This is a genomic window from Aeoliella mucimassa (assembly GCF_007748035.1).
GTDB lineage: Bacteria > Planctomycetota > Planctomycetia > Pirellulales > Lacipirellulaceae > Aeoliella > Aeoliella mucimassa.
This window is the reverse complement of the sequence record NZ_CP036278.1, coordinates 1,217,396-1,240,587: the sequence shown is the minus strand read 5'-3', so window position 1 is coordinate 1,240,587 and position 23,192 is coordinate 1,217,396. Positions and strand designations below refer to the sequence as shown.

Below are 23,192 nucleotides of genomic sequence, written 5' to 3'. Positions count from 1 at the left end.
CATGCACAAGTGCAATTCGCTTTGAGTTCGTGACAGAAAATCATGGAGTTCCGATGCTTGGTTCCTTGCCAACCTTAGTGATTGCGACTGCGGTCGTTACTGCCGTAGCGACCGCGCCGGCTAACTCCGCCGAGTTCGGCATGGCCGACGTCGAGCGCATGGCCGAGAAGATGGCCGCAACCAAACATGTTCCGCCGGCTCGCGTCGGTGATGCGTTTCTCGATTTGAATTACGACACGTTTCGTCTGATCGCCCAGCGCAACGAGAACGCGATGTGGCGCGACCAGTCGCTCGACACCTGGATGGAGTTCTTCCCTGCTGGATTTCTGTATGAGTATCCAGTGAAGATCCATGTGGTCGAAGACGACCAAGTGCAAGACGTCGCGTTTGGCGATCAATGGTTCCAATTCCGCGGCGAGTCGGCTCCGCTGGCCAAGGCCGATGGAGGTGGGTTTGCCGGACTCCGGTTGCTGACCCAGTTGCCTGGCAACGAGCACAAGACGGAGTACCTGTCGTTCCTCGGTGCCAGCTACTTCCGCGGCATCGGTAGCCAGCAATGGTATGGCTCGTCGGCCCGCGGCCTGGCCGTCGACATCGGACTCGGCACGCCCGAGGAGTTCCCTCGCTTCATTGAGTTTTGGATCGAGAAGCCAGCCGCCAAGCGGCAAGACAACAGCGTGCGCATGTGGGCCCTGCTCGATAGTCCGGGCGTGGTAGGTGCTTACGAGTTCACCATTCACCCGGGCGAAGAAACGCGTTTGCAGGTCACCGCCAAGGTGTGGCAACGTCACGGTTTGCAAAAGCTGGCCCTGGCGCCGATTACCAGCATGTTCATGTGGAACGAGCAATCGCACCCCACAGGCGACACTCGTCCCGAAGTGCATGATGCCGACACCTTGGTGGTGCACCGCAACCAAGGCGATTGGGTCACCCGTCCGCTCACTCGCCCTGAGAAACCTCACGTCGAGTCGTGGAAAGTCGATCAACTGCTCGGCTTTGGTTTGTTGCAGACCGAGCGCGACTTCGACAAGTACCGCGACGAAGAAGCCCACTATCATCTGCGCCCGAACGTGTGGGTCGAACCTGGCAAAGGCGACGTATGGCGCGACGGGCGAGTGGAGCTTCTGGAGTTGGATGCCAAGCACGAAGGAGTCGACAACATCGGCGCCTACTACGTGGTGGATCCCAAGAAGCACTCGCCCGAGCAACCGATCGAGTTTGAATACGAGTTGACCTTTGGCACCAAGCTGCCCGCTGGCTTCGCTCCCCGCGAAGCAAAAGTAGCCGCTCACAAGTGAGCTACGAAAAGTCCTTCTGAATTCTACCCCCGAGTAACAGGCGATCCCTTGCTACCGCCGGCATGTCTCGGAATGCATGACCGGCCTGAGGAAGAGAGAAGAGATATGACGACGAATCAACACAATCACATGTTCGCGGTCACTTCGCAGGGTGTTGTTCCTTTCGACCCCACGGAGGCCGCGCAGTTGCAACAAGAACGCGAAGACGCCCGAGCGCTGGTGGCCGACTACGCTCGCCATCAAGGCTTGCGAGAGCCCAACCGGCTGGCGCAGTTCGCCAACGACTGCGTCCGCTATGCGGAGCATCGACTTTACAAAGAACCACACGCAAAGGCGGCTGGACTCGAAGAGCTTTCGATTCGCGAAGCGGCCAAGCGTCTGGTTGAGGGCAACCAACAACCCGTGGAGCATTCGCCGAGTCCTGCTTCGTGGGTGCCAGCTGGCTGCGAACGCGAGATGCCGGCCCAACCGCTCGGCGATCTGGTAGAGGGAGTCACTCCCAACTTCTGGCGACAAGCATTCACCCAGGTGCTCGCCTACTTGATCATCGCTCGCTAAAGCCCAGTTCCGCCGGCCACGATTGAGTCGTGGTCGGCGCTGCTGGCCCCCTCCCCCGCACTCCCCCGCACTCCCCCGCACTCCCCCGCACTCCCCCTAATAGGTCTCCCTATGTCTCGCTGGAAAATCTTGTTCGCTCGGCTCGGTCTGATTACCGTCGCGCTGCTGCTTGCTGCGGCGGTTTCGAGCGTCGTCGTCCCAGGCATGACCATCGATGGAGTTACCCTGGCCGACGTGCTTGCCGGAACCTTGTTGTTTGTGCTCACTGGTTGGCTCGCGTTTTGGTGCGGGCTAGCCTGCTTGGGCTTTGCGCTGACCGTGGCCGACCGGCTGAAATGGCGTCGGCTCCACCAAACCGACGAGTCGACCGCCGACACGCCGAACTGCATGACCGCCATCCTGATGCCGGTTTACAACGAAGATCCCGAGTTCGTGTTCGCGGGGCTTTCGGCCATGCGTGAGTCGCTGGCCGAGGCCGGGCTGACCGATCACTTCCACTTTTACGTGCTGAGCGACTCGACCGATCCCGATAAATGGATCGCCGAAGAAGCTCACCTGCAGCAACTCGAACGCAGCAGCAACTTGCCGCGTGTGTTTTATCGCCACCGCCCGAAGAATGCCTGCCGCAAGGCGGGCAACATCGCCGACTTCTGCCAGCGCTGGGGCTCAGCGTATCGCTACATGGTAGTGCTCGACGCTGACAGCCTGATGGAAGCTCGCACGCTCGACGAAATGGTCCGCCGCATGGAAGCCGATCGTCGACTCGGCATCCTGCAAACTCCACCATTGCCGCTCGGTAGCGGTTCGCTGCTGTCTCGCAGCCAACAGTTTATCGCTCGCTTGTGCGGACCGATTCTTAGCGTCGGCCTGGCCTGGGTCTCTGGCGACGGGGGCAACTACTGGGGGCACAACGCGATCATTCGCATCGATGCGTTCACACGCTACTGCGGTTTGAGCGAACTGCCAGGCAAGAAACCACTCGGCGGCGAGATCCTGAGCCACGACTTCGTCGAAGCCGCGCTGATGCGTCGGGCGGGATACAAAGTGCAACTTGCCGCCGACCTGGCTGGCAGCTACGAACAATCCCCGACCACGCTCACCACTTACACACAGCGCGACCAACGTTGGTGCCAAGGCAACTTGCAGCACACGCGGTTGATCGTGAGTAAGAACATTCCGGTCGAGAACCGCTTTCACTTCCTCACTGGAGTGATGGCCTATGGCTCGTCGCCGCTGCTGGTGATGTTCCTACTGCTCAGCCCGCTCGCCTTCCTGCACGCAGGCAGCACGTCGCCAGTCTCGGGCTGGGTGTCGGCTTCGCTGTTTGGTCTGGTACTGCTGCTGTTGTTCCTGCCGCGAATGCTATCGTACACCCTCGCAGTAACCAACAAGCGACTCCGCACCGGCTTTGGTGGCCCGATCCTTCTAGCCCTCAGCACCGTAGCCGAACTCGCTCTCTCGGTACTCATGGCTCCAATTATGATGACCTTCCACTCGCTGTTCGTCTGGTCGACGTTGCGCGATCGCTCGGTCGAGTGGAACTCGCAAGATCGCTCGTCCGACGGCCTGTCGTGGGGCGCGGCTTGGAGCACCCACTGGTGGCAAACTGCGTTGGGACTCGCAACACTCAGCTTGTCGCTTTGGTTGTCGCCGATGCTCGCGCTCTGGCTACTACCGATTACGGTTGGCCTGACGCTAGCAGTACCGCTGTCGGTACTCGTGAGCAGTCAGAAGTTCGGCGAACGCGTGAAGCGATGGGGTCTGCTGACCGTGCCGGAAGAACGCCATCGCCCAGCCATCGTGCGACGCTTCCACCGCTACCAATGCCTGGCCGAGCTGCAGCCGGCCGGCCCGCTGGAGTTTACCGACTTCCTGCGGAACGCCCGTGCGGTGACCGAACACAGGCACTTGCTCGAATCGACCGCGGCCGAACAAATCGCCCCCGCGGAAGTGGAGCGCCGCGTACGACAATGGCTCAGCTCGCCATACGATTACGAGCTGAGCCGCGAAGAGAAGTGGGCGATCTTGAGCGATCCCGACTTGCTCGAAGTCTGTCACGTCGGCGCTTGGTCGCACACCGCCCCGCGGGCCAAGCCGCTCGCGGCGGCCAGCGTGTGACCTCAACCCCATACGGAAGTGCGGGACTGGCACGGAGGCCTTTTTCCCCGCACTTCACGAGCAATTGACTGGGATGGTGACAAAAGACGCGTCTTAAATGGTCACCGGCTTGCCGAGCCGACGACGCACCGGCACGATCTGCCCTGCGTGCATCATGCAGTGCGTGCTCAATAGCACCCACATGTGCCCCTTGGTGGGGAACCGCTCGGCCATCGGTCCGGTGAGCGGCTCGTCGAGATCGGCTTCGCTCAAACCTTCGAGCGCTGCCTTTGTCGCCGCGTGCACGTTTTCGAACAGCTCTTCGTACTGCTGCTTGGTGCAGAAGTTCGCAGGGTTGTCGTCGGTTCCCTTTTCTTTGGCATGATTCTCGGCGAAGCCCGCTGGCAGCTCGGGAGCGGCTCCCTCGACCAGCGAGTTAAGCAAGTAGCACTCCGACGAAATCAGGTGCCCCAACTGCCAGGCAATGTGGTTGCACCCTTCGCCGGGGCGTTCCATGAGTTCTTCGTCGGTAAGGTCACCGATATAAGCGCCGAGTACCATGCTGCTGGTATTGAGCGTCGCGGCAATCGCCTGTTTTGCGTTCATCTGTATGTCCCTGGGGTGGTGGAGCCATCAAGCAATTTTGCTTCCAGACCCTGAACATACCACAAGGCTACCCACCTGATAACTTAGCGCAGTGCGAACCACGGTGAACTGGCTTACGCTCGCAGGCAATTTGTGGCTTAAGCAAGTTGCACACGCAGGCACTTACGTGGTGGCTGGGGCGGCTTCGATCACTCGCATCGAACGCCATTTGCCCGCCAGGAAGCGGAGCAGGAACACCACGCCCATGCACCACACCCAACTCGCCAGCAGGGCCCAGCACCCGTAGACCCCCAGCTGCCATTGCTCGACCGCCAGGTAGCTGAGTGTCGCCAACGAGGTGGCCATCACTAGGCTCGTGTACAACACGAACTGGGTGTCGCCGGCCCCTTTGATCGCACTGCTGAACACCATCAGCGCGGCATCCAGCAAGTTGTAAGCGGCCACGAATCGCAAGAGGGTTACCGATAGGCCATGCACCATGTCGCGGGTTTCGCCGGTGCGATCGCCTGCAAAGAAGCTCGCCAGAAAAACATCGGGCGCGAAAACGTACAGCAGCGAGATCACCGCCATGTAACCCATGGCAAACTGCAGCGAGGTCCAAGTGGCCCTGGCAGCCAGGTCGTCGCGGTTCTCGCCAAGGTGCTGCCCGACAAGAATACTGGTCGCCATCGCGAATCCCCACACTGGCATAAAACCGAGCGTGCTGATCGAAAACGCCATGCTAGTGGCTTCGGCTTCGATGTTCCCCAGTCGTCCAACCAGCATGATGAAGAACGTGAATCCAGCGACGTCGAGCAGCAGTTGCAATCCGCTGGGACCCCCGTAATACATCAGCCGGCGGAACAAATCTCTATCGAACCGCATGCCGAGCAGGGTGCCATAGTCTCGCTGGTGCGACGGCTGCAGCACGAGCAACAGATAGATCAAGGCCTTTACCCATAGCGAAGCGACGGTGGCCCAAGCCGCGCCGGCGATGCCAAGGGCTGGAAAACCAAGGTGCCCAAAAATCAAACACCAGTCGAGCACCAAGTTCAGCACGGCCACCGACGAGTCGACGACCATCACCACTTTGGTTTTGCCACGACCGCTGTAGAAAGCAGCCAGCGCCTGGGCGATAAGCATCGCGGGACTGCCCCAGCAGAGTACCTGGAAGTAAATCACCTCGTATTCGCGCACGAGGGGGCCATGTCCCGCCATGTCAAACAGACTAGGGGCAAATCCAATCGCGAGCAACATGGCTGGCGACACCATGAGCGCGAGCCACACCCCTTGCCAGACCGACACGCCGATGCGGTCCCAACGTTGCGCCCCAAAATACTGCGACACGAACGTGCTGGTATACATGGTGATGCCGAGCGGCAAACAGAGCGACGAGAACCACAGCGTTCCGGCAGCAAACGCGGCCGCCATGGCGTCGCCCGACTCCCATTTGAGCAACACGCGATCGACGAAGGTCATCACGGTCCACGACAAGCTCGAGACCACCAGCGGCAACGCGACGTTCAGCACCTCGCGGCCGCCAGCCGGGCGGCCCCACCAGCTAGCAGAGCGCTCTACCTCTTCGGCAATTACCGCCGAAGCCACCGGTGGCTCTATGGCATTTTCAATCGACATCACCAAGGCCACTTACGGGGGGTGTTTCCAAGCGAGAACATTGCGTCGAGCCAACTGGCTCGACGAACCGACACAGGCCCTGCTCCGAAGGTTCGCGCGGCAATGATCGGTGCCTGGAGCGGAGGGCGAACCCACCATTCTAAGCGGCAATGCCCCCCACGCCAGGGCTAGCGAATCGCTTACCAGCAGGAACTTGATGAATTCCGCAGGAAGCCCGACCCCAGTCGCACTTTGGGCTTTGCCCCTAAGCCCCCTCGGCCCCTTTGTTCTCGGCAACAAACCGCCCTTTCACTAGTGGCGATATCACGAAACCTGTAGTGGCCAGTGCGTTTAGTACACACACCGCTGCAGCGGTCATTGCAAGCCGCGCGACCCACTTCTCCACATTACCGGCAGCGCGGATTCTTTCGTACATGTCGTACCCTTTGGCTCCGGGTGTGCCAGGGTCTACGATGCTTTCGAGTACCTTCTCGTCGACCGCTTCGACAAACACAAACTCGCGGTAGGTGCTATAGCTGTCGGTATCATGAATCTCCGTGACCAAGCCCCCAAATAGAACGAACCCGACGGCCGCTAACAGATTCATCACCACAACAACCGACTTCATGGTCGCACCAGGCTACTTTCGATAGGGGACAAGGCCGCCGCAGCGGATCCGTCGCGGCAAACAGGAGTCTGTTCAGCTTATGGTCCGACTCGCCAGCTAGCAACCGCGACCTAGAGTATTCTTGGGAACTTCGCATAACGGGCCTCGAACCACCGAGAACACAGAGTTGCGGGAGGCTGCTTCTCTACGTCCTCCGTGCCCTCCGATGGTGGGTCAAAAACGTCCCATATTTCGCTTGCAATTGGCGCCCCGTTTGGTCTAATGGGTAAGTGATCGCATGTTCACACCACACAGCGACAATTGAAAACTTGCTTTTGCCGACTTACTCCGCGGATGCGATCGGACGAGCCCGATGCGTTTACGTCGTCTGCTGCGCGGTTGAGAACGACCGCCCCGCTGGCTGTTGACTGTTGGCTGCTGGCTCTTGGACCTTTAGCAATCGCTCCTTCCGGACTTCTGAATCCGCATTCCTTCCCAAAATAGATTCCCACATGGGAAAATTGAATTCTCACTTACGTCGATCCGATCGTCTGCAAGTCGCTCGCAGCCAACGAGTTACGTTGGAAGGTGTCGGCGTATCAAATGCCCCCACCGATCGTTTATTGGGGAAATGGGAATCTATTCGCAGACGCCCCCCGCAGCAGGCATTCGGAAACGGGAATGGGGAATGTTGCATGCCGAAGTGGAAACAGCGAGCAAACGCTCCAGCCGCCCTCCGCTGCGCACTTCCCCCTTCCCGGTTCCACGCACTCCCCTTCGCCTTTTTCCGAATCGCTGGTATGTTGCGGTTTTCGATGCTGAATTCCGCGACATTCTCCACTTTGCCCGAGGATGCTGACAGCGGCTCCCTCTCTCCCTATCACTCCGAACCAACGACTCCCACTCATGGCCACGAAGAAGCTTCCGCCCCGCTCAAAAGTCAAAACCGCCGATACCTGGGACCTGTCGAGCCTGTTCACCTCGGACGAAGAGTGGGAAACCGCGTTCGCCAAGTGGCAAAAGCAGATCAAGAAGTACGATTCGTTTCGCGGCACCCTCGGCGACGGCCCCGCCCAATTGGCCAAATTGCTGAAGTTCGATAGCAAGTTCGACCAACTCGGCGAGCAGATCGGCAGCTACGCGTTCCTGAAGACCGCCGAAGACGCGGCGAACAGCGACTACCAGCGGATGGTCGGCCGCTACCAGAATGCCGCCAGCCAGGCAGGTCAGGCAGCCAGCTACATCCGCCCTGAGATCCTGTCGCTGTCGGCTGCGAAGCTCAAGAAGTACCTCGCAGCGAAGGAACTGGCCCACTTCAAATTGCAGCTCGAGCGACTGGTGCGTTACAAGCCGCACACGCTGAGTGACAACGAAGAGAAGCTGCTGGCGATGCAAGCGGAGATGTCGCAAGCCGCTACCAAGGCGTTCCGTCAGCTGACCGACGCGGACATGAAGTTCGGCGAACTCGAAAACGAAAAAGGCGACACCATCGAACTGGGCCACTCGTCGCTCTCGGCGTTCCTGAACTCGCCGAAGCGGGCGGTTCGCAAGAAGGCGTTCCACCAGTACTACTCCACGTTCGTCGACCACGAAAACACCCTGGCCGCTACGCTGTCGGGCTCCATCCAGCGCGACATCTACTACGCCCAGGCGCGTAACTTCCCCAGCGCCCGCGAGGCCTCGTTGTTTAACGACAACGTGCCGGTGAGCGTGTACGACAACCTGATCGACGCGGTGCACGAAAAGCTGCCAGCGGTGTACAAGTACTTGGACATTCGTCGGCAGAAGATGAAGCTCAAGGACATTCATCATTACGACACCTACGTGCCGATTCTGAGCGAGCTGAACGTAAGCCACACTTGGGATCAGGCGGTGAAGAAGGTGGTCGAGTCGCTCGAACCGCTGGGCGACGACTACTGCAAGGTGCTGGCCGAAGGGCTAACCTCCGCCCGCTGGTGCGATCGCTACCCCAACAAGGGGAAGCGAAGCGGAGCGTTCAGCGCCGGGTGCTTTGTCGGCGATCCGTATATCTTGATGAACTACCAGCCCGACGTGCTGAACCACGTGTTCACGCTCACGCACGAAGCGGGCCACTCGATGCACAGCTACTACTCGTCGAAGCATCAATCGTTTGAGTATTACAACTACACGATTTTTGTCGCTGAAGTTGCTAGCACGTTCAACGAGGAACTGCTAGGCAAGTACCTGTTCGACCGGGCGGAAAGCGACAAAGAGAAGGCCTACCTGGTGAATCGGGCGATCGACGACATCCGCGGCACGATCATTCGCCAGACGATGTTCGCCGAGTTCGAGAAGATCACCCATGCGTTGGCCGAAGCAGGCGAGCCACTGACGCTCGATTGCCTGAAGCAAGAGTATCACAAGCTGCTCGAGCTGTACTTTGGCCCCGACTTCGTGATCGATCCCGAACTCGACCTGGAGTGCTTGCGGATTCCGCATTTCTACTCCGCGTTCTACGTCTACAAGTACGCAACCGGCATGTCGGCCGCGATCGCGCTGTCGAAGCGGGTGCTCGAAGGTGGGCAGCAGGAACTCGACGACTACCTGAACTTCCTGAAGGGTGGTTGCTCGAAGTACCCGCTCGACCTGCTGCGTGACGCGGGCGTCGACATGGAACAGCCGACTCCAGTGCAGACCGCCTTGTCGCACTTCGAAACGCTGGTCGATCAGCTCGACGAACTCTTGTAGTCGTCAACCAACATATCCCGTCCCTCGGCTGGCGAGCCATCCGCTCGCTGGCCGAGAGGGGATGATCCACTACTCGGCAGCCCAACGCGTGGGTATCTCCCGAGCGCATCAAATCTCGCACGGCCCGCTGCGCGGCAAGTAGCTGCGAAGCGGACACGACTCGCACTTTGGCTTCGCCCGGCAGTATTCGTTGCCGACGCGAACAATCAGCGCGTGGTACTCGTTATAGAGATCCACATCGGGTGCGAGTCGCCGTTCGAAGAGTTGCTGCATCGCCTCGTAGGTGGCCGGCGGCTCGATCCAATTATGTCGCAGCAGAATGCGACGCGTGTACGCATCGACCACAAACCGTGGCAACGATCCCGCGTACAACAAAATAGAATCGGCCGTTTCGGGCCCAACCCCGTTTACAGAAAGGAGTTGCTGACGAGCATCGTCGATGGAGAGTTCGAACAACCGATCGAGCGACCCGCCATGCTGGTCGACAAGAAAACGAATGACGTTTTGCAGCCGTTTGGTTTTCACCCGAAAGTAACCAGCGGGCTGCAGAAGCGTTTCGAGTTGCTCGGTCGGCGCGCGATGCAAGCGTTCGACATCGAGCAGTTCGTGCGTTTTTAAATTGGCGATCGCCCGTTCGACATTTCGCCAAGCGGTGTTCTGCACCAACACGGCGCCGACCACTACTTCGAGCGGTGATTCGCCTGGCCACCAGTGCTGCGGACCACACGCAGCGAGCATGGTTTCGTACAACTCGTCAAGGGACGGCAAACGTCGCGGCATAGCGTTCTCGAAGACAACAAAAACAGAAGGAGTCAAGAGGAAAAGTATTGAATTTATGCTGGCATTGAAAGCGCCTTTGTGACCTCGCGCAACGCAATGTATAATTAGGTTGTGCGGTGCAACTTTCGCAACGCATTGTGAGCATCCACCTACTTCGGAGTAAAGTATCCCGTGTTATCCGCCCGCCCAAAAATCGCTGACCTCGTGCTGCAATTCTATGGGCGGTCGTTGCACCCGGAGTTGTTTGAAGTGCATCGTAACCGCGTGGTACAACGCAGCGCCTACACGGCGACGCTCAACATTACGACCACCGGTCATGTAGTTTGCTGGCAGCAGCCCGAAGGCATAACGCTGAATGAAGTCGCCACGTCGGCCTTGCACGACTTGCCGCTCAAGCGGCGGTTGATGTCGTACCGGGTACGCGGCACCTACGACGACCGCATTGAGTGTGCTGGTGGGCTGGTATACGAAACCAGCGTGGACATCGAGCAAGCCGACAACGATACCCTGCGAAGCTATCAGCAAGGCCTGCAGCTAGCAGGTGAGAAAAACAGCGTGCTGCTGGCGTTCGAGTCGGGCGGTCGCGTTGGGCTGGGTGCGTTCAGCTACATCCATTTTGAGTCCCGCGCCCGATCGCTCCGCATTCAAGCGTTGCACACGTTTCCCGATGACGGGGTGATTTTAAAGAGCCAATCGTCGTTCACGCTGCCAGCCGAATAGCGACCCCGCTCGGTGCTACCGGGCGAGGAAGCTCCGTAGGGCTTCGTTCACTGCGGTGGGGTTCTCCATAGGGCTCATGTGCCCAGCCGAGGGGATCTCGACATACGTGGCGCCGGGAGTCGCGTCTGCCATTGCCTGCATTTCGTCCGGCGGGCTGATCTGGTCGTCCCGCCCACAAAGGTAGAGCGTCGGCAGGTCGAGCGTTGGTAGCAGGTCGGTGGAGTCGTCGCGATGAGCCATCCCACGCTGAGCAGCAGCGATGGTCACCGGATTGGTCGACGAAATCATTTCGGTCACTTCGTCTACCAGCGGCTGATTGCTGGCCAGCGTCTGCGGACCGAACAGCTTGCTGGTCATCAGCATCGCAACATGCGACGAGCCCCAACCTTCGACCCCTTCGGCCATGCGATATCGGATTTCGCGTGCTTGCGGCGTGTCGGCCGCAGCTTTGGTGTCGCACAGCACCATGGCCGCTAGTCGCTGGCGATACTGCTTGAAAAACTGCCAGCCGATGTAGCCCCCCATCGAGAAGCCAACCAGAGTCACCGGCTCAGCGACTTCGAGTCGATCGAGCAGCAAGGCGAGGTCGTCGGCGAACTCCGACATTTCGACGCCGGTCTTGCTACTAATCGAAGCAATGTCCGATTTACCAAAACCACGAAGATCAGGAGCAATGACCCGGTAGTCGCTGGCCAAGGCGTCGAGCTGACACCGCCACATCTGGTGATTGAGTGGAAAACCGTGGACAAACAGAACTGGAGGACCTGAACCTTGATCGTAAGTGTGCAACGTTTCGGACATGCCTTCCTCCCTGTGGCTGGCGGGCGAATCGATGGTGTAGGATGAGAGTGCCGGCCGTAGTACTAGTGACTAGCCTTGCTGGCCTGATTTGGCTTGGCGAAACTCGTCGAGCTGCCGCTTCAGAGTCCGCATGTGAGGTCGATACTCCACCGCTTGCGACTGGTACTTGATCGCGTTGTCGATGTCGCCAGCTGCGTAATAGCAACGGCCTAAGGTATCGAGCAGTCCGGCGGTGCCGTCGATCGAGCGATCCGGATCTTGCTCAATCTCCTGAGTCTCCATCTCAATGGACTTATGCGAATAACGAACAGCCTTCTGGAAATCGCCCTCCGTGTTGCTGACGAGCCAGGCCCATTCGTTGTACCAATTGCTGGTAACCGAACTGGTGCCGGAGTAGTCGTTGATCATCTGATCGAGCATGCGGAGACGTTGCTGAATGATTTCCATCACCTCGGCGCGACGTTCTGTACCGTCAGGCGCCACGCGGTACATGGCAATAATGATATCAATGTTATCGTCGTCGGCCTTCAAGGCATTCTTCAAGGCTTCCCACTCAGCATCTACGTCTCCTTGTTCGTGCAAGGCACACGCAAGATAGAACTGCTGATACGACTCCAACTTCTTCGTCGGGGGAATCAGCATGCTGCTGCCCATGCGGCTGGCGCTCTTCGCGCGATTCTCGTACGCATTCCGCAGGTTGGTGTCGTTCTGAATCGGCTCGGTGAACGAAAGCAGCACGTCGGAAGCCTCTTGATTCTGTTGCCAATCGTGCAACGAGTCGGAAAGCAAGTAGGCGGCCTGGGCGTGGGTGACACTGGCAACCGGACCTTCTTCGATCGTTTTGCGAAGCTCCCGGCGGCCCCACTCAACGTAGCCTTCGCGAAGCAAAGCGGAACCGATGATCACGCGCATCTCGGGAGCACTTTCGGTGTTATTCTCCCCTCGCAGATTCAAAGCCTGATCGGCAAGCTGCTCGGCAAGCTCGCTGTTGTCTTGCTCAGCATAGGTCTTGGCCATCAGGTACAAGCCAACTTTCGATTGCGAAAGCACCTCGCGATGGCGATCCATCAGTTGGTTGACCAAAGACTTGTTGCCCGACTCTCCCGACCACTCGACAAAGTGCTCGATTGCGGCCACCTTGCTTTCGGTGGTGTACTCCAGGTACTGCTCGACGGCCGCCAGGAAGCTCTCGGTGTCGTTGCACTCAAGTGCCACTCGGGCGTAGTTGGTGAGCAATTCGCAGAGTTGGCCGAGGTACACCTCGTCGTCCATATCGGCTGCGGCGGTCGCAACCGCCCGCTCGATTTCGGCAGGCCATTCGTTGAGTGCCGCGCGAGGGTGCTCGATCTGGCCCGCGAGCAGCCGGACCCACGTGGCGGTGCGGCGTACGCTCGATCCGATCTCGGCTCGCATCTGGTCGGCGATTTCCGAGTTGTAGTCAAGCTCGAAATCGGAAGTCGCCATCAACGCAATCGCGGCTTGTCGCGACACAGCAGGCGAGGGATCGTAGCGACAAATTCGGCACAGCGGGCTGACGGCCCACGTCTTCTTTTGTTGGGCCAAGCGATAGACCACGGCAATTCGCTCGTCCTCGTCGAGGTTCGCATAGCCAGTGAGTTCGGCCTTTACCTGCGGCACATCGTCGCGACGCGTCCAGCGAACTGTCAGCTCGCTGACCAGGTAGCGGCAACTAGCAGCGATTTCGGGGTCGGCGTTGCTGGTGGAAGCGTCGATCTGATCGAACGCCTTCATCCCGAATTCGAGCAGCTTCTGTTCGGCCTCACGACGGGTTACGTAGCGAGAGCTTCCCAACGCCTGAATCAGCTTGCCGACTTCGTCGGAGCCCTCGAACTCAGGCGGGGCCAATTCAATCGTGGCCGGTTCTGCCCCTGGCGGCAGATCGATATCGGTATCGGCAACCACGGTGTTCGCCAATAGTAGCAGTGCTACCAGGCTGGCAGCGAGCGGTCGAGCAGCAATCGTTCGATCTACCAGCATCGTTTATCCCTCTCACTTAGTGTTGGCATTGCCTGCCAATTGGCGTTTTTCCATCTCTTCAATGTATTGCCGCAGCCGTTCCACTTCGTCACTTACGGAGTACAGCCGCAGCATGTTCTCCACCCGTTTCACAAGCTCCAGCTTGTTGACCGGCTTGGAGAGGAAGTCGTCGGTTCCTGCTTCCACGGCACGTTCGATGTCGCCCAGCTCGTTCAGGGCGGTCACCATCAATACCATAATACCACGAGTCGCCGGGTCGCTCTTGAGTTTCTGGCAGACTTCAAAACCACTCATTTTCGGCATCATCACGTCGAGCAGGATCAACTGCGGCTGAAAGCTAGCCACTTTGTCGAGCGTATCCTGCCCGTCGACGGCGATTTCGATCTCGGCATCGAGGTTCGCCAGATACGCCTCCAACAGCTCGACGTTGGGCTCGTTATCATCAGCAATCAGGATGCGGCTTTTCTCAGACATACAACAGCGTGTGGGGCTAGAGGCGTGATTTACCTAACTCAATTTTATTTTTAAGCGTTCGTTTCGACCGCAGCCGCTGGCACCGGGAAGTTGGTACACAGGTCGCGAACCTGGCCACGAATCCGCTCGTGCAACGCTTCGTCTTCCGACGAGCGAAGGGCTTCGAGCATCCAGTGACCGATGGTCCGCATCTCGTCGGTGCCCATTCCCCGAGAGGTGAGGGCAGGCGTGCCGACGCGGATACCGCTGGGATCCACTGGCTTACGCTCGTCGTAGGGAATCATGTTCTTGTTGACCGTGATGCCACAACGATCCAGCACTTCTTCGGCTGTCTTGCCGCCGATGCCTAGCGGAGTGACGTCGACCAGCACCAAGTGATTGTCGGTACCGCCGCTCACCAAGTTCAGCTTGCCTTCGAGCAGCACCTCGGCCAACGCCTGGGCGTTGTCGATCACTTGCTGGCCGTACTTCTTGAACTCCGGCTGCAGGGCTTCGTGGAAGCAAACCGCTTTGCCAGCGATCACGTGCATCAGCGGACCACCTTGGGTACCGGGGAACACGCGACTGTTCAGCACCTTCGCGTAGTCCTTCTTGGCCAGGATCAAACCAGCTCGCGGACCACGCAGGGTCTTGTGGGTAGTGGTGGTGACCACGTCGGCCACAGGAACCGGACTGTTATGCAGCCCCGCGGCGACCAACCCAGCGTAGTGGGCCATGTCGACCATTAACTTGGCGTCGACCGACTTGGCAATCTCGGCAAACTTGTCGTGGGGAATCTCGCGTGGGTAGGCGCTGGCACCGGCCACGATGAGCTTAGGCTTATGCTCCTTGGCCAGGCTGGCGATCTGGTCGAAATCGAGCCGGTGATCGTCCTGTCGGACGCCGTAGCTGACGAAGTTGTAGAGCATGCCCGAGATGTTCAGCTTCATGCCGTGCGTCAGATGGCCACCGTGGGCGAGGTCGAGCCCCAGCACGGTGTCGCCCGGTTCGAGCAATGCCAAGTAAACCGCGGCATTTGCCTGCGAACCGGAGTGGGGCTGCACGTTGGCAAACTCGGCGCCAAATAGCTCTTTCGCGCGATTGCGGGCGAGATCCTCGACGATGTCGACGTATTCGCAACCGCCGTAGTACCGCCGGCCGGGATAGCCTTCGGCATATTTATTGGTCAAAACGCTGCCAGCCGCCTGCATCACGGCGGGGCTCGTATAGTTCTCGCTGGCGATCATCTCGAGCCCGTCTTGCTGACGCTCGATTTCGCTGGCAATGGCGGACCACAACTGGGGATCTTGTTCTTGTAGGAAGTTCATCGGCAGTGGACTCGTGAGAGCCCTATCTTGAGGCGTGTTGATCGGTGAGCTGTTTATTGTCGAGGGCTAAGGGCGGAGTGTCAATTAGGTGGATTCCGTCCTCTCTGTGCATTCTGACGGCGATGCAAGCAGAGTCTGCCCCCTGGGTAAGTTTTACCGGCGGCAGCGGGACCACTAGCGGGGAAGCCTCCGGATGCTAACCGTGGCATCGCCGTGATTGTCGCCCAATTCGCCGGGCGAGTCGTTTAGCCGCAGGTAGAGTACCCCCGATTGGCTAGGGGCTAGCTGGCCGCTGAGCCCCACAGGCGTGGGGGTCACGAAGGCCGAGGTCGCACTGGCCGAACCGTCGCCAATGGGGCGAGGGTCGACCACCGCCAGTAATTTGCCCAGCGGTTGCCCCGCGTGGTACGAGAGCGTGATACCGCCCGGCTCGCAGGTCCAGGGGGTGCCATCGGGCTCGGCCCCGATCACAAACCGTCCCCCCGCTTTTAGCTCGTAGGTGCGACCGGCCTCGAGCACCAGATTGGTCGCTTGCCAGCCACGATCGGCGGCCACTTGTACCCGACTGGGGGTGTCGAGCGACTGAAGTTGGCTGCGGTTTTGGGGAAACTCAATGGCCTCGCGGGCGACGTCGTAGTTGTAGTCGAGCCCCGCGGTGAACACCCGCCATTCGGTCTCGAGATCCGACCAATCGGCCGCGTAGGTCTTGAAAAACCGCTGGTCGAACTCAGGGTCGAGCGTGTGGGATTGTAGCCGCCGAAACCGCTCGGAGTACCGAGGGTGGGCGTCGAGAAACTTGGCCAGCGACCATACCCAGGCGTACGACTCGACTCCCATTGGCTTGCTGTTATCGATTTTCAGCACCGAGACGATCGGCAACATGCGATGTTCGTCGATGGCGTCGCGCACCAACTTGGTGCGGCCCCACATCGGCACCGCGTTGCGATCGGTCGGCATCACTCCGATTTCGAGCTTGCCGGTTTGCGAGTCCCAGCGGTGGGTGCCCAAAAGCTCGGCCATGCCTTCCATATACCAGGCAGGTCCACACGCACCAAGCTGCGTGGCCATAAAGCTATGCACCACTTCGTGCACCAGAAGATGCCGACGATAGTAGTCGCTTGATTGATCGTTCACCCACAGCTCGTAACCAATCGACAGGCCATTGGGGAACTCTTCGTTGCCGCGGGGCATCAATCCGGCCGCGTCGAACTTCTCGCGATGGCCAATCAGCATCGCCAGCACGTGCCAATCCCGCACCCGACGATCGTCCACCTGAAACCGCTCGGCCAACAGCGGCACTGCCGCATCGACCACCGTGGGTAGCTCGTCTACCACCACCGACGAAGGCAAATCGGTTACCAAGGTAATGTGCTTGCCTTCCAGCACGCGAAAGCCCTGACGGACGAGCTGCGACTTATCGATCGGTCGCACCGCGGGCCATTGGTCGATCGCGGCCTGACGCCGAGGACCGATGTTCTGGGCCAGAGCTCCATGTGAAGAAAGCAGATACAACATACAAGCGCAGCACGCGACACGAAGCAAACTAGTTGCCGCGGTTAAACAGTTTGTCGAGTGCGTTGCCAATGTTCTGATCGTTCAAAAGTTGTTGTCCGAGATTCTGCAGCACGCCTCGCGTATCGAATTGCGGATTTCGCAAGGTGCCAGAAGCGGGAATCTCGAGTCGGGTGACGCCGAGCTCGCGGAGCTTGCTGCCGGTACCTTGTTGAGGCACTTGCAATTCGAGCACCAGCGAGATGGTCTCGTCCAGGCCCACCGACCCTCGCGAACGGACCAACCAACGGCCTACCTGAAACTCTAACCCCTGATGGTACACACGGCCATCGACCAGGCGAAAATCGATGGTTCGATCCGAAATGGAAATCAGCGTAACCGGTTCTTGCGGTGCCGGCGCAAGCAAATTGCCCGCACTAATGGAACTTTCGACTTGACGGATCAGATTCACGAGCCCTGCCGACTGCGGGCCAGGCACCATGCGAATCGACTGCACGACCAGTTGCCCGGCCACGTCGGCCGCATCGGGCGAGCCGAGCGGTACACTGGCCCCGGTAAGATTCAGCGAAAAAACGCCCTCGGTCTGCGTGGCACCAGCCAGCACGGGGAGTATGTACTTGATCATCTGCTCGCTAACATCCGGCGTGATGCGAATGTTGGTCAGCAGTGGTCCAGCGGGCAAATTCAGTCGTCCCGGCGACGGCTCCAACGCAATCACCGGCGAAGCGGTAAAGCGTCCTCCCCCCACGGCAAAGTCGAACGGCTCGATCCGCACCTGGCCCGACTGCATCTCGGCCGACACGCGGCCTTGGCCTATCGGTAGTCCGTAGAGCGAGGCACTTTGCCAAGGAGCGAGGAACCGCCCATACCACTGCGGAGAGGATGAGGTGCTAGTAGAAACTGGAGAAATTGCCACGGTCCGCGAGACACCTGGGACGTTGCCCATCGCATTCTGCGGAGTGTCGGCTAGTGTCTGAGCGCTGGCCAGTTGCACGAGAGGGCCCTTGAGTTCAAAGCGGGCCTGCTCGCGCCCGACGATTTTGAAGCCCTCGCCGATGTACTGCGCCATGATTGGGCTCAGGCTCTCGAGGTCGTAGTCGAGACTACCCGCCAGATTCAGGAGCTTCTGCGAACTGAGTGCGTCGACACTACCACTGGCAGCGATTGCTAGCGTTTGGCTTTGGGTTTGCAAACCATCAAAGCTCAAGCGATCCGCCTGCGGAGAGTATCCCACGGTGCCGACCACGCGGAGTCGCGGTTCTTGCCAGATGGTCTGGAGTACCGCGGGGGCTCCCGGCAATGCGGGCTGCGGTTTTTGCAGTCGGATGTTCTCGCCGGTCAGATCGACCACGGCCATCACCTGCTCGCCTTGCGCGGCCAGTTTGACCTTGCCACTCATCTCGCCCAACGGAGTCATACCAGGGGGCTCACCCGGCTCGGGTTGCTGTAGATCAGCCAGGCGTTCCAGGTTCACCCGCACCGCAGCCAAACCGCCGACGCTGCTTGTTTGCGCGGGGTCGGCAGTCCAGAACCAGTCACGGAAACTCGAAGCCACGGTACTAGAGACCAACCGGCCGTTGCGACTCACGAGCGTGCTTGTCTGACTATCCCAGGCGATGTCGCCAGTCCACTCGACGCGTGGTTCGTTCACTCGCCAGTCAGACGATACGGCCTGCAACTGCTGAATGCTCACCGACGAAGTCGCGACCGATGCGACAAAGGGAGAGATGCGCAGCCGTCCTTCAGCGATTAGTTCAATGGTGCCAGCGGTACTCCAGGCCGAGAGGTCGATCCAAGGACGCAACCGCCGCGACCAGCCAGTAAGCTGCCCCGACGTGGTGAGGTGCACCGGCCAGTCGGTGGCCGCCCACAGTTGTTCGATGACGGCTGGCTGAGTAAGTTCGAGCTGCAGGTCGTCGCCGGCGGCCGCCAGAGTGACCTTGGCCACGTCGAGTCGCTCGGGTCGCAAACTCTCTGGCCCTGATACTCCGACCGCATGCATTTCCCAGTTGAGCTGGGGCTCGGTCGCCAGTTGTTCGCCGAGGTAGGCGATTACAAAGTCGGTCAGCTTGCCATTACTATCGGCGACAAAACGCCCTGAGGCATTGCGTTGACAATTCACGTGCAGCTCGCCCTGTCCTGCGAGTTGCCAGTTGGTGAGGTCGACAAACTGATCGAGCCGACTGGTTAGCTCATCGAGGTCGACCTGCCCGTCGAGCTGCATCTGTCGAGCATTGCCTGAGCCAGCGAATTCGAGGAATTTCGACTCGCACGACAAGCGATCGAATTGCCATTGGTCGTTCGCGTAGAGCGCGTCGATGTTCACCATGAGGGGAGTATCCCACTCCACCGCCTGACCACGAGTGGTACCCACCAGCGGTGTCGTTGTGAGCGAAGCGGTCACGTGGTGCCCTGCTTGCTGCGGCATGCTGCGAGCAGCAAACTGCATTTGCCCCGAAGTGATCGAGGTACCTTCGCGAACTTGAAAGAACTGAGGGAGTCGCTGGGCCAAACGAGCCAAATCGACTCGCCCTTCGGCCTGCAAATCGCCGTGGGTCGCCAGCGACACGGGTTTCATCTCACCGGTGGCGACGCCTCGAACCGCGCGCTCGTCGATGGTGCCTTGCAAATCGAACATCGCCAGATCGCTGGCCAGCGAGAGATTCTCGACCGTCACGCGGCCGCCGGTTGCTGCACACTTCCAAGCCAGGTTGGTTTCGTCGATCGCCAGTTGCTCTCCCTGGAGTGCGGTGCCGGTGACCGCGAACTTTCGCAGCGCGACGCGGCCAGCGGTTTCGCCCGACAGCGAGTCGTACCGCTCGATGGGATAGCTCGCGTTGAGTTCGCCGGTGAGCAGCCCTGTGGAGCGGAACCCGGCATCCAATCGCTTGAGCCAGGGATCGATCGCAGCGACTGGCAAGTCTTGGCTCACCACGCGCAGGCGTTTGGTCTTGGTGGTGGAGTCCTCCGCCCATTTGAATTCAAACCGCCCAGCATTGGTGCTCCCCTGCCCTGCGGCCGCGGGCACTCCCCCGACTTCGGGAGGGGCGGGGCGAACAAGGCCGGTCGCTTCGATGCTCAACGCACCGACAGCCGGCTTCGTGACCGTCGCGTTCAGCGATTCGGCGCTCCAGGTCTCTCCGTTCGTCGCGTCGCGCGACAAGATCCGCCCGTTCACCACCTGCACGCTATAGCTCGGACCGCTCGAAGCGGTCGTAATTTGTCCACCGCTAGCGGTCGCTGGCTTCGCAGTGGCCGCCGCCAACGCTCGCTCGAGGTTGCTGCCGCTTGCGTCGACCAAGGCATACAGAGTGACATCTTCCAGACGGATCGTTCCGTAATCTTCCTGGCTGCTAAGCAGCCCGATCACGGTTCGGTCGATGGTCAGCTTGCCGATGTCGGCCAAGCGATTACCTTCGGTATCGAGTAGCGACACATCAGTCGCCGAGACCGGAGTAATCCACCCCGCGGTGAGAGTTCCCACGGTCACCCGGGCCGCATCGGGCGGAACCACCTTGGTAAGCACCTGCTCGCGGAGCGGCGTGTACAGAACAATCGAAGGGGCAAAAATCACCAGCGCAAGCACCACGATCAGCAGCACCAGAAGCTTTCGCTTCATGGCCCCTGTTCGAGCGCGCAGGTGACTCCGTTGGTTAGCGATTGCTAACGCCATTGTAATTGCCTCGCCAGAGATGTCCGGAAAATCGATATCGCGGCGGGCGAGTTTAGCGACCTACGGCCAAGCAGGCGATAGCGGTTGTTGCGGCAATTTAGCCAATCTCGATTGCTGCATTGCTAGCAAGCAAGCAGTCTGAAGCTTGAATCCGAATCGTGCGGGCAGTCGGCTTAGAGATCGAAGTTAAAGGTCCGCGCTACGTAGCGACTCAAACGTTGCCAGAGCGTACGGTCGGGTATCGCAATCTTCGCCTGACCGATTTGCCCAATCAGCACGTTGCCATCGTAGGTGATGGGAGCAAATGCATAGAAATGCGGCGTCAGCGGGCGCGGCACGCCGGCATCGTCCATTTCGGTTGCTAGCGGCCCACCGGTAAGGCTCGACAAGCGACTTGGCACCACTGGTATCTCATCTTTCTCGATGTCATTGATCTCCGACGTGTAGTGCAGCCAAGGCGATTGATCCAGCAACACGGTCACCTTCTGGCCGACTGCGACAAAATCGGAGTCCCCTTGCTCCAACAGAATACGAGCTTCGAGCTGCTTGGGATTGCCAACCACGCAGAACTTGGTACCGGTTTCTAGCGTTGCACCGAGGTTTCGCTTGTCGAAGGGGGTTCCCCACCAGGTGGGCAACTGCTCTTCCACGGCCTTCGGCTCGGGAACTAGCTCCGGCGGGATGACCACCCCGGAGCGCGGCGCGCGGATCACCAATCGCTCGAGGTTCTCTCGCTGATCTTCGAGTTGCTTTTCCAGTCCAATCAAGGATTGCTTGACCGTGGCAATTTGCCCCTTGGCCGAATTGCGCTGGTTGGTGTCGCCAAGCCGACTCGCGGTATCGAGGGCGATTAGCCGCTCCTCATACAGTTTCTTCTGTCCTTCTAACTCGAGCACCATCGCTTCGAGTTCTGGGTTCGTCAATCGGGCGAGTTGCTGCCCTTCGGTGACATAGACACCGGGCTTGATGCCCTCGGAGATCTCCTCGAGCACGCCGGTTTGCTGAACGATGACGCTCTCGCTATTGCTCGGCTGCACAACCAGATGCGAGTACACATGGCTTGGCAACGGAATGCTAGCGACGCCCACGAGGAAGGCCACTACGATTGCCGCCGATATTGCCAGTCGCCAGCCTTTCACTTTGCCTAACCTCCCGGGAACCTTGAAGTACTTATAAAGTTGCCACAACGGCATCACCACCAAGCCATACACCGACATCATGGCGATGGCCTGCCCTAGAATCTTCAGGCCATACGGTTCGAACACCTTGTTCAAGAAGTACAGAATCGAAAACAGCACCACCCACCGGTACACCGCTGCGGCCATACTGTAGAGCGCAAACAACGCCTGATTGCCCTGCGGCAAAAAGGGATCGTCCTGCGGTTCGATGCCCAGGCACCAGTGGCCCAGCTTGCGGGTGAGAATGGTGGTCGCCTTCTGACGCAGATTCGGAATCTCGATGATATCGCTCAGAATGTAGTAACCATCGTAACGCAACAGCGGGTTGGCGTTGAACAAAATGGTGCTCACCGAGCTGACGAACATGATGTTCAAGCACACGTTGTTCAGCGTGGTATCCGAATCGGAAAACCACCAGATAAACGTGCAAATCGACGCAAGCACGACCTCCACGTACATACCGGCAGCGCCGATAGCCGCTCGATGCCAACGGTTCGGTAGCATCCATGAGTCCGACACATTGCAGTACAAGCAGGGAGTGAGCACCAGAAACATCACCCCCATCTCATGGCACTCGCCGCCAAAGTATTTGCACGACAACCCGTGCCCAAACTCGTGGAAGATCTTGGTACCACCGATCACTAAACCTAGCAGCAACCAGTTTTCCCACGAATCAGCGCGAAAGAACTCGTGAAAGGTCGGCAGCTTCGACTGAAACACATCGAACTGCACCAGAATTAGCAAGGCGGCCATCGACACGATGATGCTGTTCACGACCAGCATCGGCTTGGTCCAGAACCACCATAGGTAGCCATGCAAAAAATTGAGGATCCGCTCGGGGTCGATCCCTTTGAAGCGTACCGCCAGAATATTACTAAACGTAGAGATCCGCTGCTTGTTGACCTTTTCGTCACGGAGCTTTTTAAGCTGCTCCCCTTGCCCGCCTGCGTTGGTGATCACCAACCCGCTGCGGTGCAGTGTACCGATAAAGTGCTGTAGCTCTTCGGTGCGAATCGTCTGCGGCGGGAACTGGGCTTCGAACTGCTCGGCGATCTGCTCCAGGCTGGCCCGTCCGTCGAGCATCTTCAGGATGGCGTACTCTTCTTCTTCGAAGCGAAAGTACTGCAGCCCAACTGGCTCCTTCACCACCCAATAGATCCGCCCTTGGTAACGCTGCTTGCGCGCGACTAAGTCGGGTCGCATCCGAATCGGCAGCGGCCGCGACGAACTCGAAACCAGGCTGTCGGCAAGCGTGGTGGTGGCCATGCGGAGGTTTTCAGC

The 23,192-nt window shown here is 59.3% G+C and carries 16 protein-coding genes; 5 read left to right on the top strand and 11 right to left on the bottom strand.

Annotation, left to right across the window (positions count from 1 at the left end):
* Positions 1 to 53 precede the first annotated feature (53 nt).
* The 3 genes from Pan181_RS05095 (at position 54) to mdoH (ending at position 3,974) form a co-directional block, all read left to right on the top strand.
* Positions 54 to 1,298 (top strand): glucan biosynthesis protein, encoded by a 1,245-nt coding sequence (locus tag Pan181_RS05095; protein ID WP_145245807.1) that lies wholly within the window; start codon positions 54 to 56, stop codon positions 1,296 to 1,298.
* Positions 1,299 to 1,403: 105 nt separating this feature from the next.
* Entirely contained in the window at positions 1,404 to 1,856 is a 453-nt protein-coding gene (locus Pan181_RS05090) for a hypothetical protein (protein ID WP_145245806.1), read from the top strand.
* Positions 1,857 to 1,967: 111 nt separating this feature from the next.
* On the top strand, positions 1,968 to 3,974 hold the full coding sequence (gene mdoH / locus Pan181_RS05085) for a glucans biosynthesis glucosyltransferase MdoH (RefSeq protein WP_145245805.1): 2,007 nt from the start codon (positions 1,968 to 1,970) through the stop codon (positions 3,972 to 3,974).
* 93 nt (positions 3,975 to 4,067) lie between these two features.
* Here the strand turns inward: mdoH and Pan181_RS05080 are convergent, their stop codons facing one another.
* From Pan181_RS05080 to Pan181_RS05070, 3 genes are all read right to left on the bottom strand, one after another.
* On the bottom strand, positions 4,068 to 4,559 hold the full coding sequence (locus Pan181_RS05080) for a DinB family protein (RefSeq protein ID WP_145245804.1): 492 nt from the start codon (positions 4,557 to 4,559) through the stop codon (positions 4,068 to 4,070).
* A 162-nt stretch (positions 4,560 to 4,721) separates the two neighbouring features.
* Positions 4,722 to 6,173: an MATE family efflux transporter gene (locus Pan181_RS05075; RefSeq protein WP_145245803.1), complete on the bottom strand. Its 1,452-nt coding sequence runs from the start codon at positions 6,171 to 6,173 to the stop codon at positions 4,722 to 4,724.
* Positions 6,174 to 6,417: 244 nt separating this feature from the next.
* On the bottom strand, positions 6,418 to 6,780 hold the full coding sequence (locus Pan181_RS05070) for a hypothetical protein (RefSeq protein WP_145245802.1): 363 nt from the start codon (positions 6,778 to 6,780) through the stop codon (positions 6,418 to 6,420).
* Positions 6,781 to 7,665: 885 nt separating this feature from the next.
* On the opposite strand from Pan181_RS05070, the gene pepF reads away from it, so the two are divergent.
* The gene (gene pepF, locus Pan181_RS05065) at positions 7,666 to 9,468 is read left to right on the top strand and encodes an oligoendopeptidase F (RefSeq protein ID WP_145245801.1); all 1,803 of its coding nucleotides are present in this window, start codon (positions 7,666 to 7,668) and stop codon (positions 9,466 to 9,468) included.
* 108 nt (positions 9,469 to 9,576) lie between these two features.
* On the opposite strand, the gene Pan181_RS05060 is transcribed toward pepF, so the two are convergent.
* A complete protein-coding gene (locus tag Pan181_RS05060) occupies positions 9,577 to 10,248 on the bottom strand; it encodes an endonuclease III domain-containing protein (RefSeq protein ID WP_145245800.1) in 672 nt (223 codons plus the stop codon).
* Between the two features lie 204 nt (positions 10,249 to 10,452).
* Here Pan181_RS05060 and Pan181_RS05055 point away from each other — a divergent pair, with 204 nt between their 5' ends.
* Positions 10,453 to 10,968 carry a DUF2617 family protein gene (locus Pan181_RS05055; RefSeq protein ID WP_197528923.1) on the top strand — a complete coding sequence of 172 codons (516 nt, stop codon included), beginning with the start codon at positions 10,453 to 10,455 and terminating at the stop codon, positions 10,966 to 10,968.
* 15 nt (positions 10,969 to 10,983) lie between these two features.
* Here Pan181_RS05055 and Pan181_RS05050 read toward each other — a convergent pair whose 3' ends face one another.
* From Pan181_RS05050 to Pan181_RS05020, 7 genes are all read right to left on the bottom strand, one after another.
* The gene (locus Pan181_RS05050) at positions 10,984 to 11,769 is read right to left on the bottom strand and encodes an alpha/beta fold hydrolase (RefSeq protein ID WP_145245798.1); all 786 of its coding nucleotides are present in this window, start codon (positions 11,767 to 11,769) and stop codon (positions 10,984 to 10,986) included.
* Between the two features lie 69 nt (positions 11,770 to 11,838).
* The gene (locus Pan181_RS05045; RefSeq protein WP_145245797.1) at positions 11,839 to 13,767 is read right to left on the bottom strand and encodes a hypothetical protein; all 1,929 of its coding nucleotides are present in this window, start codon (positions 13,765 to 13,767) and stop codon (positions 11,839 to 11,841) included.
* Positions 13,768 to 13,779: 12 nt separating this feature from the next.
* Positions 13,780 to 14,241 carry a response regulator gene (locus Pan181_RS05040; RefSeq protein WP_145245796.1) on the bottom strand — a complete coding sequence of 154 codons (462 nt, stop codon included), beginning with the start codon at positions 14,239 to 14,241 and terminating at the stop codon, positions 13,780 to 13,782.
* Between the two features lie 50 nt (positions 14,242 to 14,291).
* Positions 14,292 to 15,548, bottom strand: coding sequence for a serine hydroxymethyltransferase (locus tag Pan181_RS05035; RefSeq protein ID WP_145245795.1), 1,257 nt, complete (start codon positions 15,546 to 15,548; stop codon positions 14,292 to 14,294).
* Between the two features lie 174 nt (positions 15,549 to 15,722).
* Positions 15,723 to 17,063 carry a hypothetical protein gene (locus Pan181_RS05030; RefSeq protein ID WP_145245794.1) on the bottom strand — a complete coding sequence of 447 codons (1,341 nt, stop codon included), beginning with the start codon at positions 17,061 to 17,063 and terminating at the stop codon, positions 15,723 to 15,725.
* Between the two features lie 28 nt (positions 17,064 to 17,091).
* The gene (locus Pan181_RS05025) at positions 17,092 to 20,679 is read right to left on the bottom strand and encodes a hypothetical protein (RefSeq protein WP_145245793.1); all 3,588 of its coding nucleotides are present in this window, start codon (positions 20,677 to 20,679) and stop codon (positions 17,092 to 17,094) included.
* A gap of 227 nt (positions 20,680 to 20,906) precedes the next feature.
* Positions 20,907 to 23,177: a hemolysin D gene (locus tag Pan181_RS05020; protein WP_145245792.1), complete on the bottom strand. Its 2,271-nt coding sequence runs from the start codon at positions 23,175 to 23,177 to the stop codon at positions 20,907 to 20,909.
* Between the last annotated feature and the right edge of the window lie 15 nt (positions 23,178 to 23,192).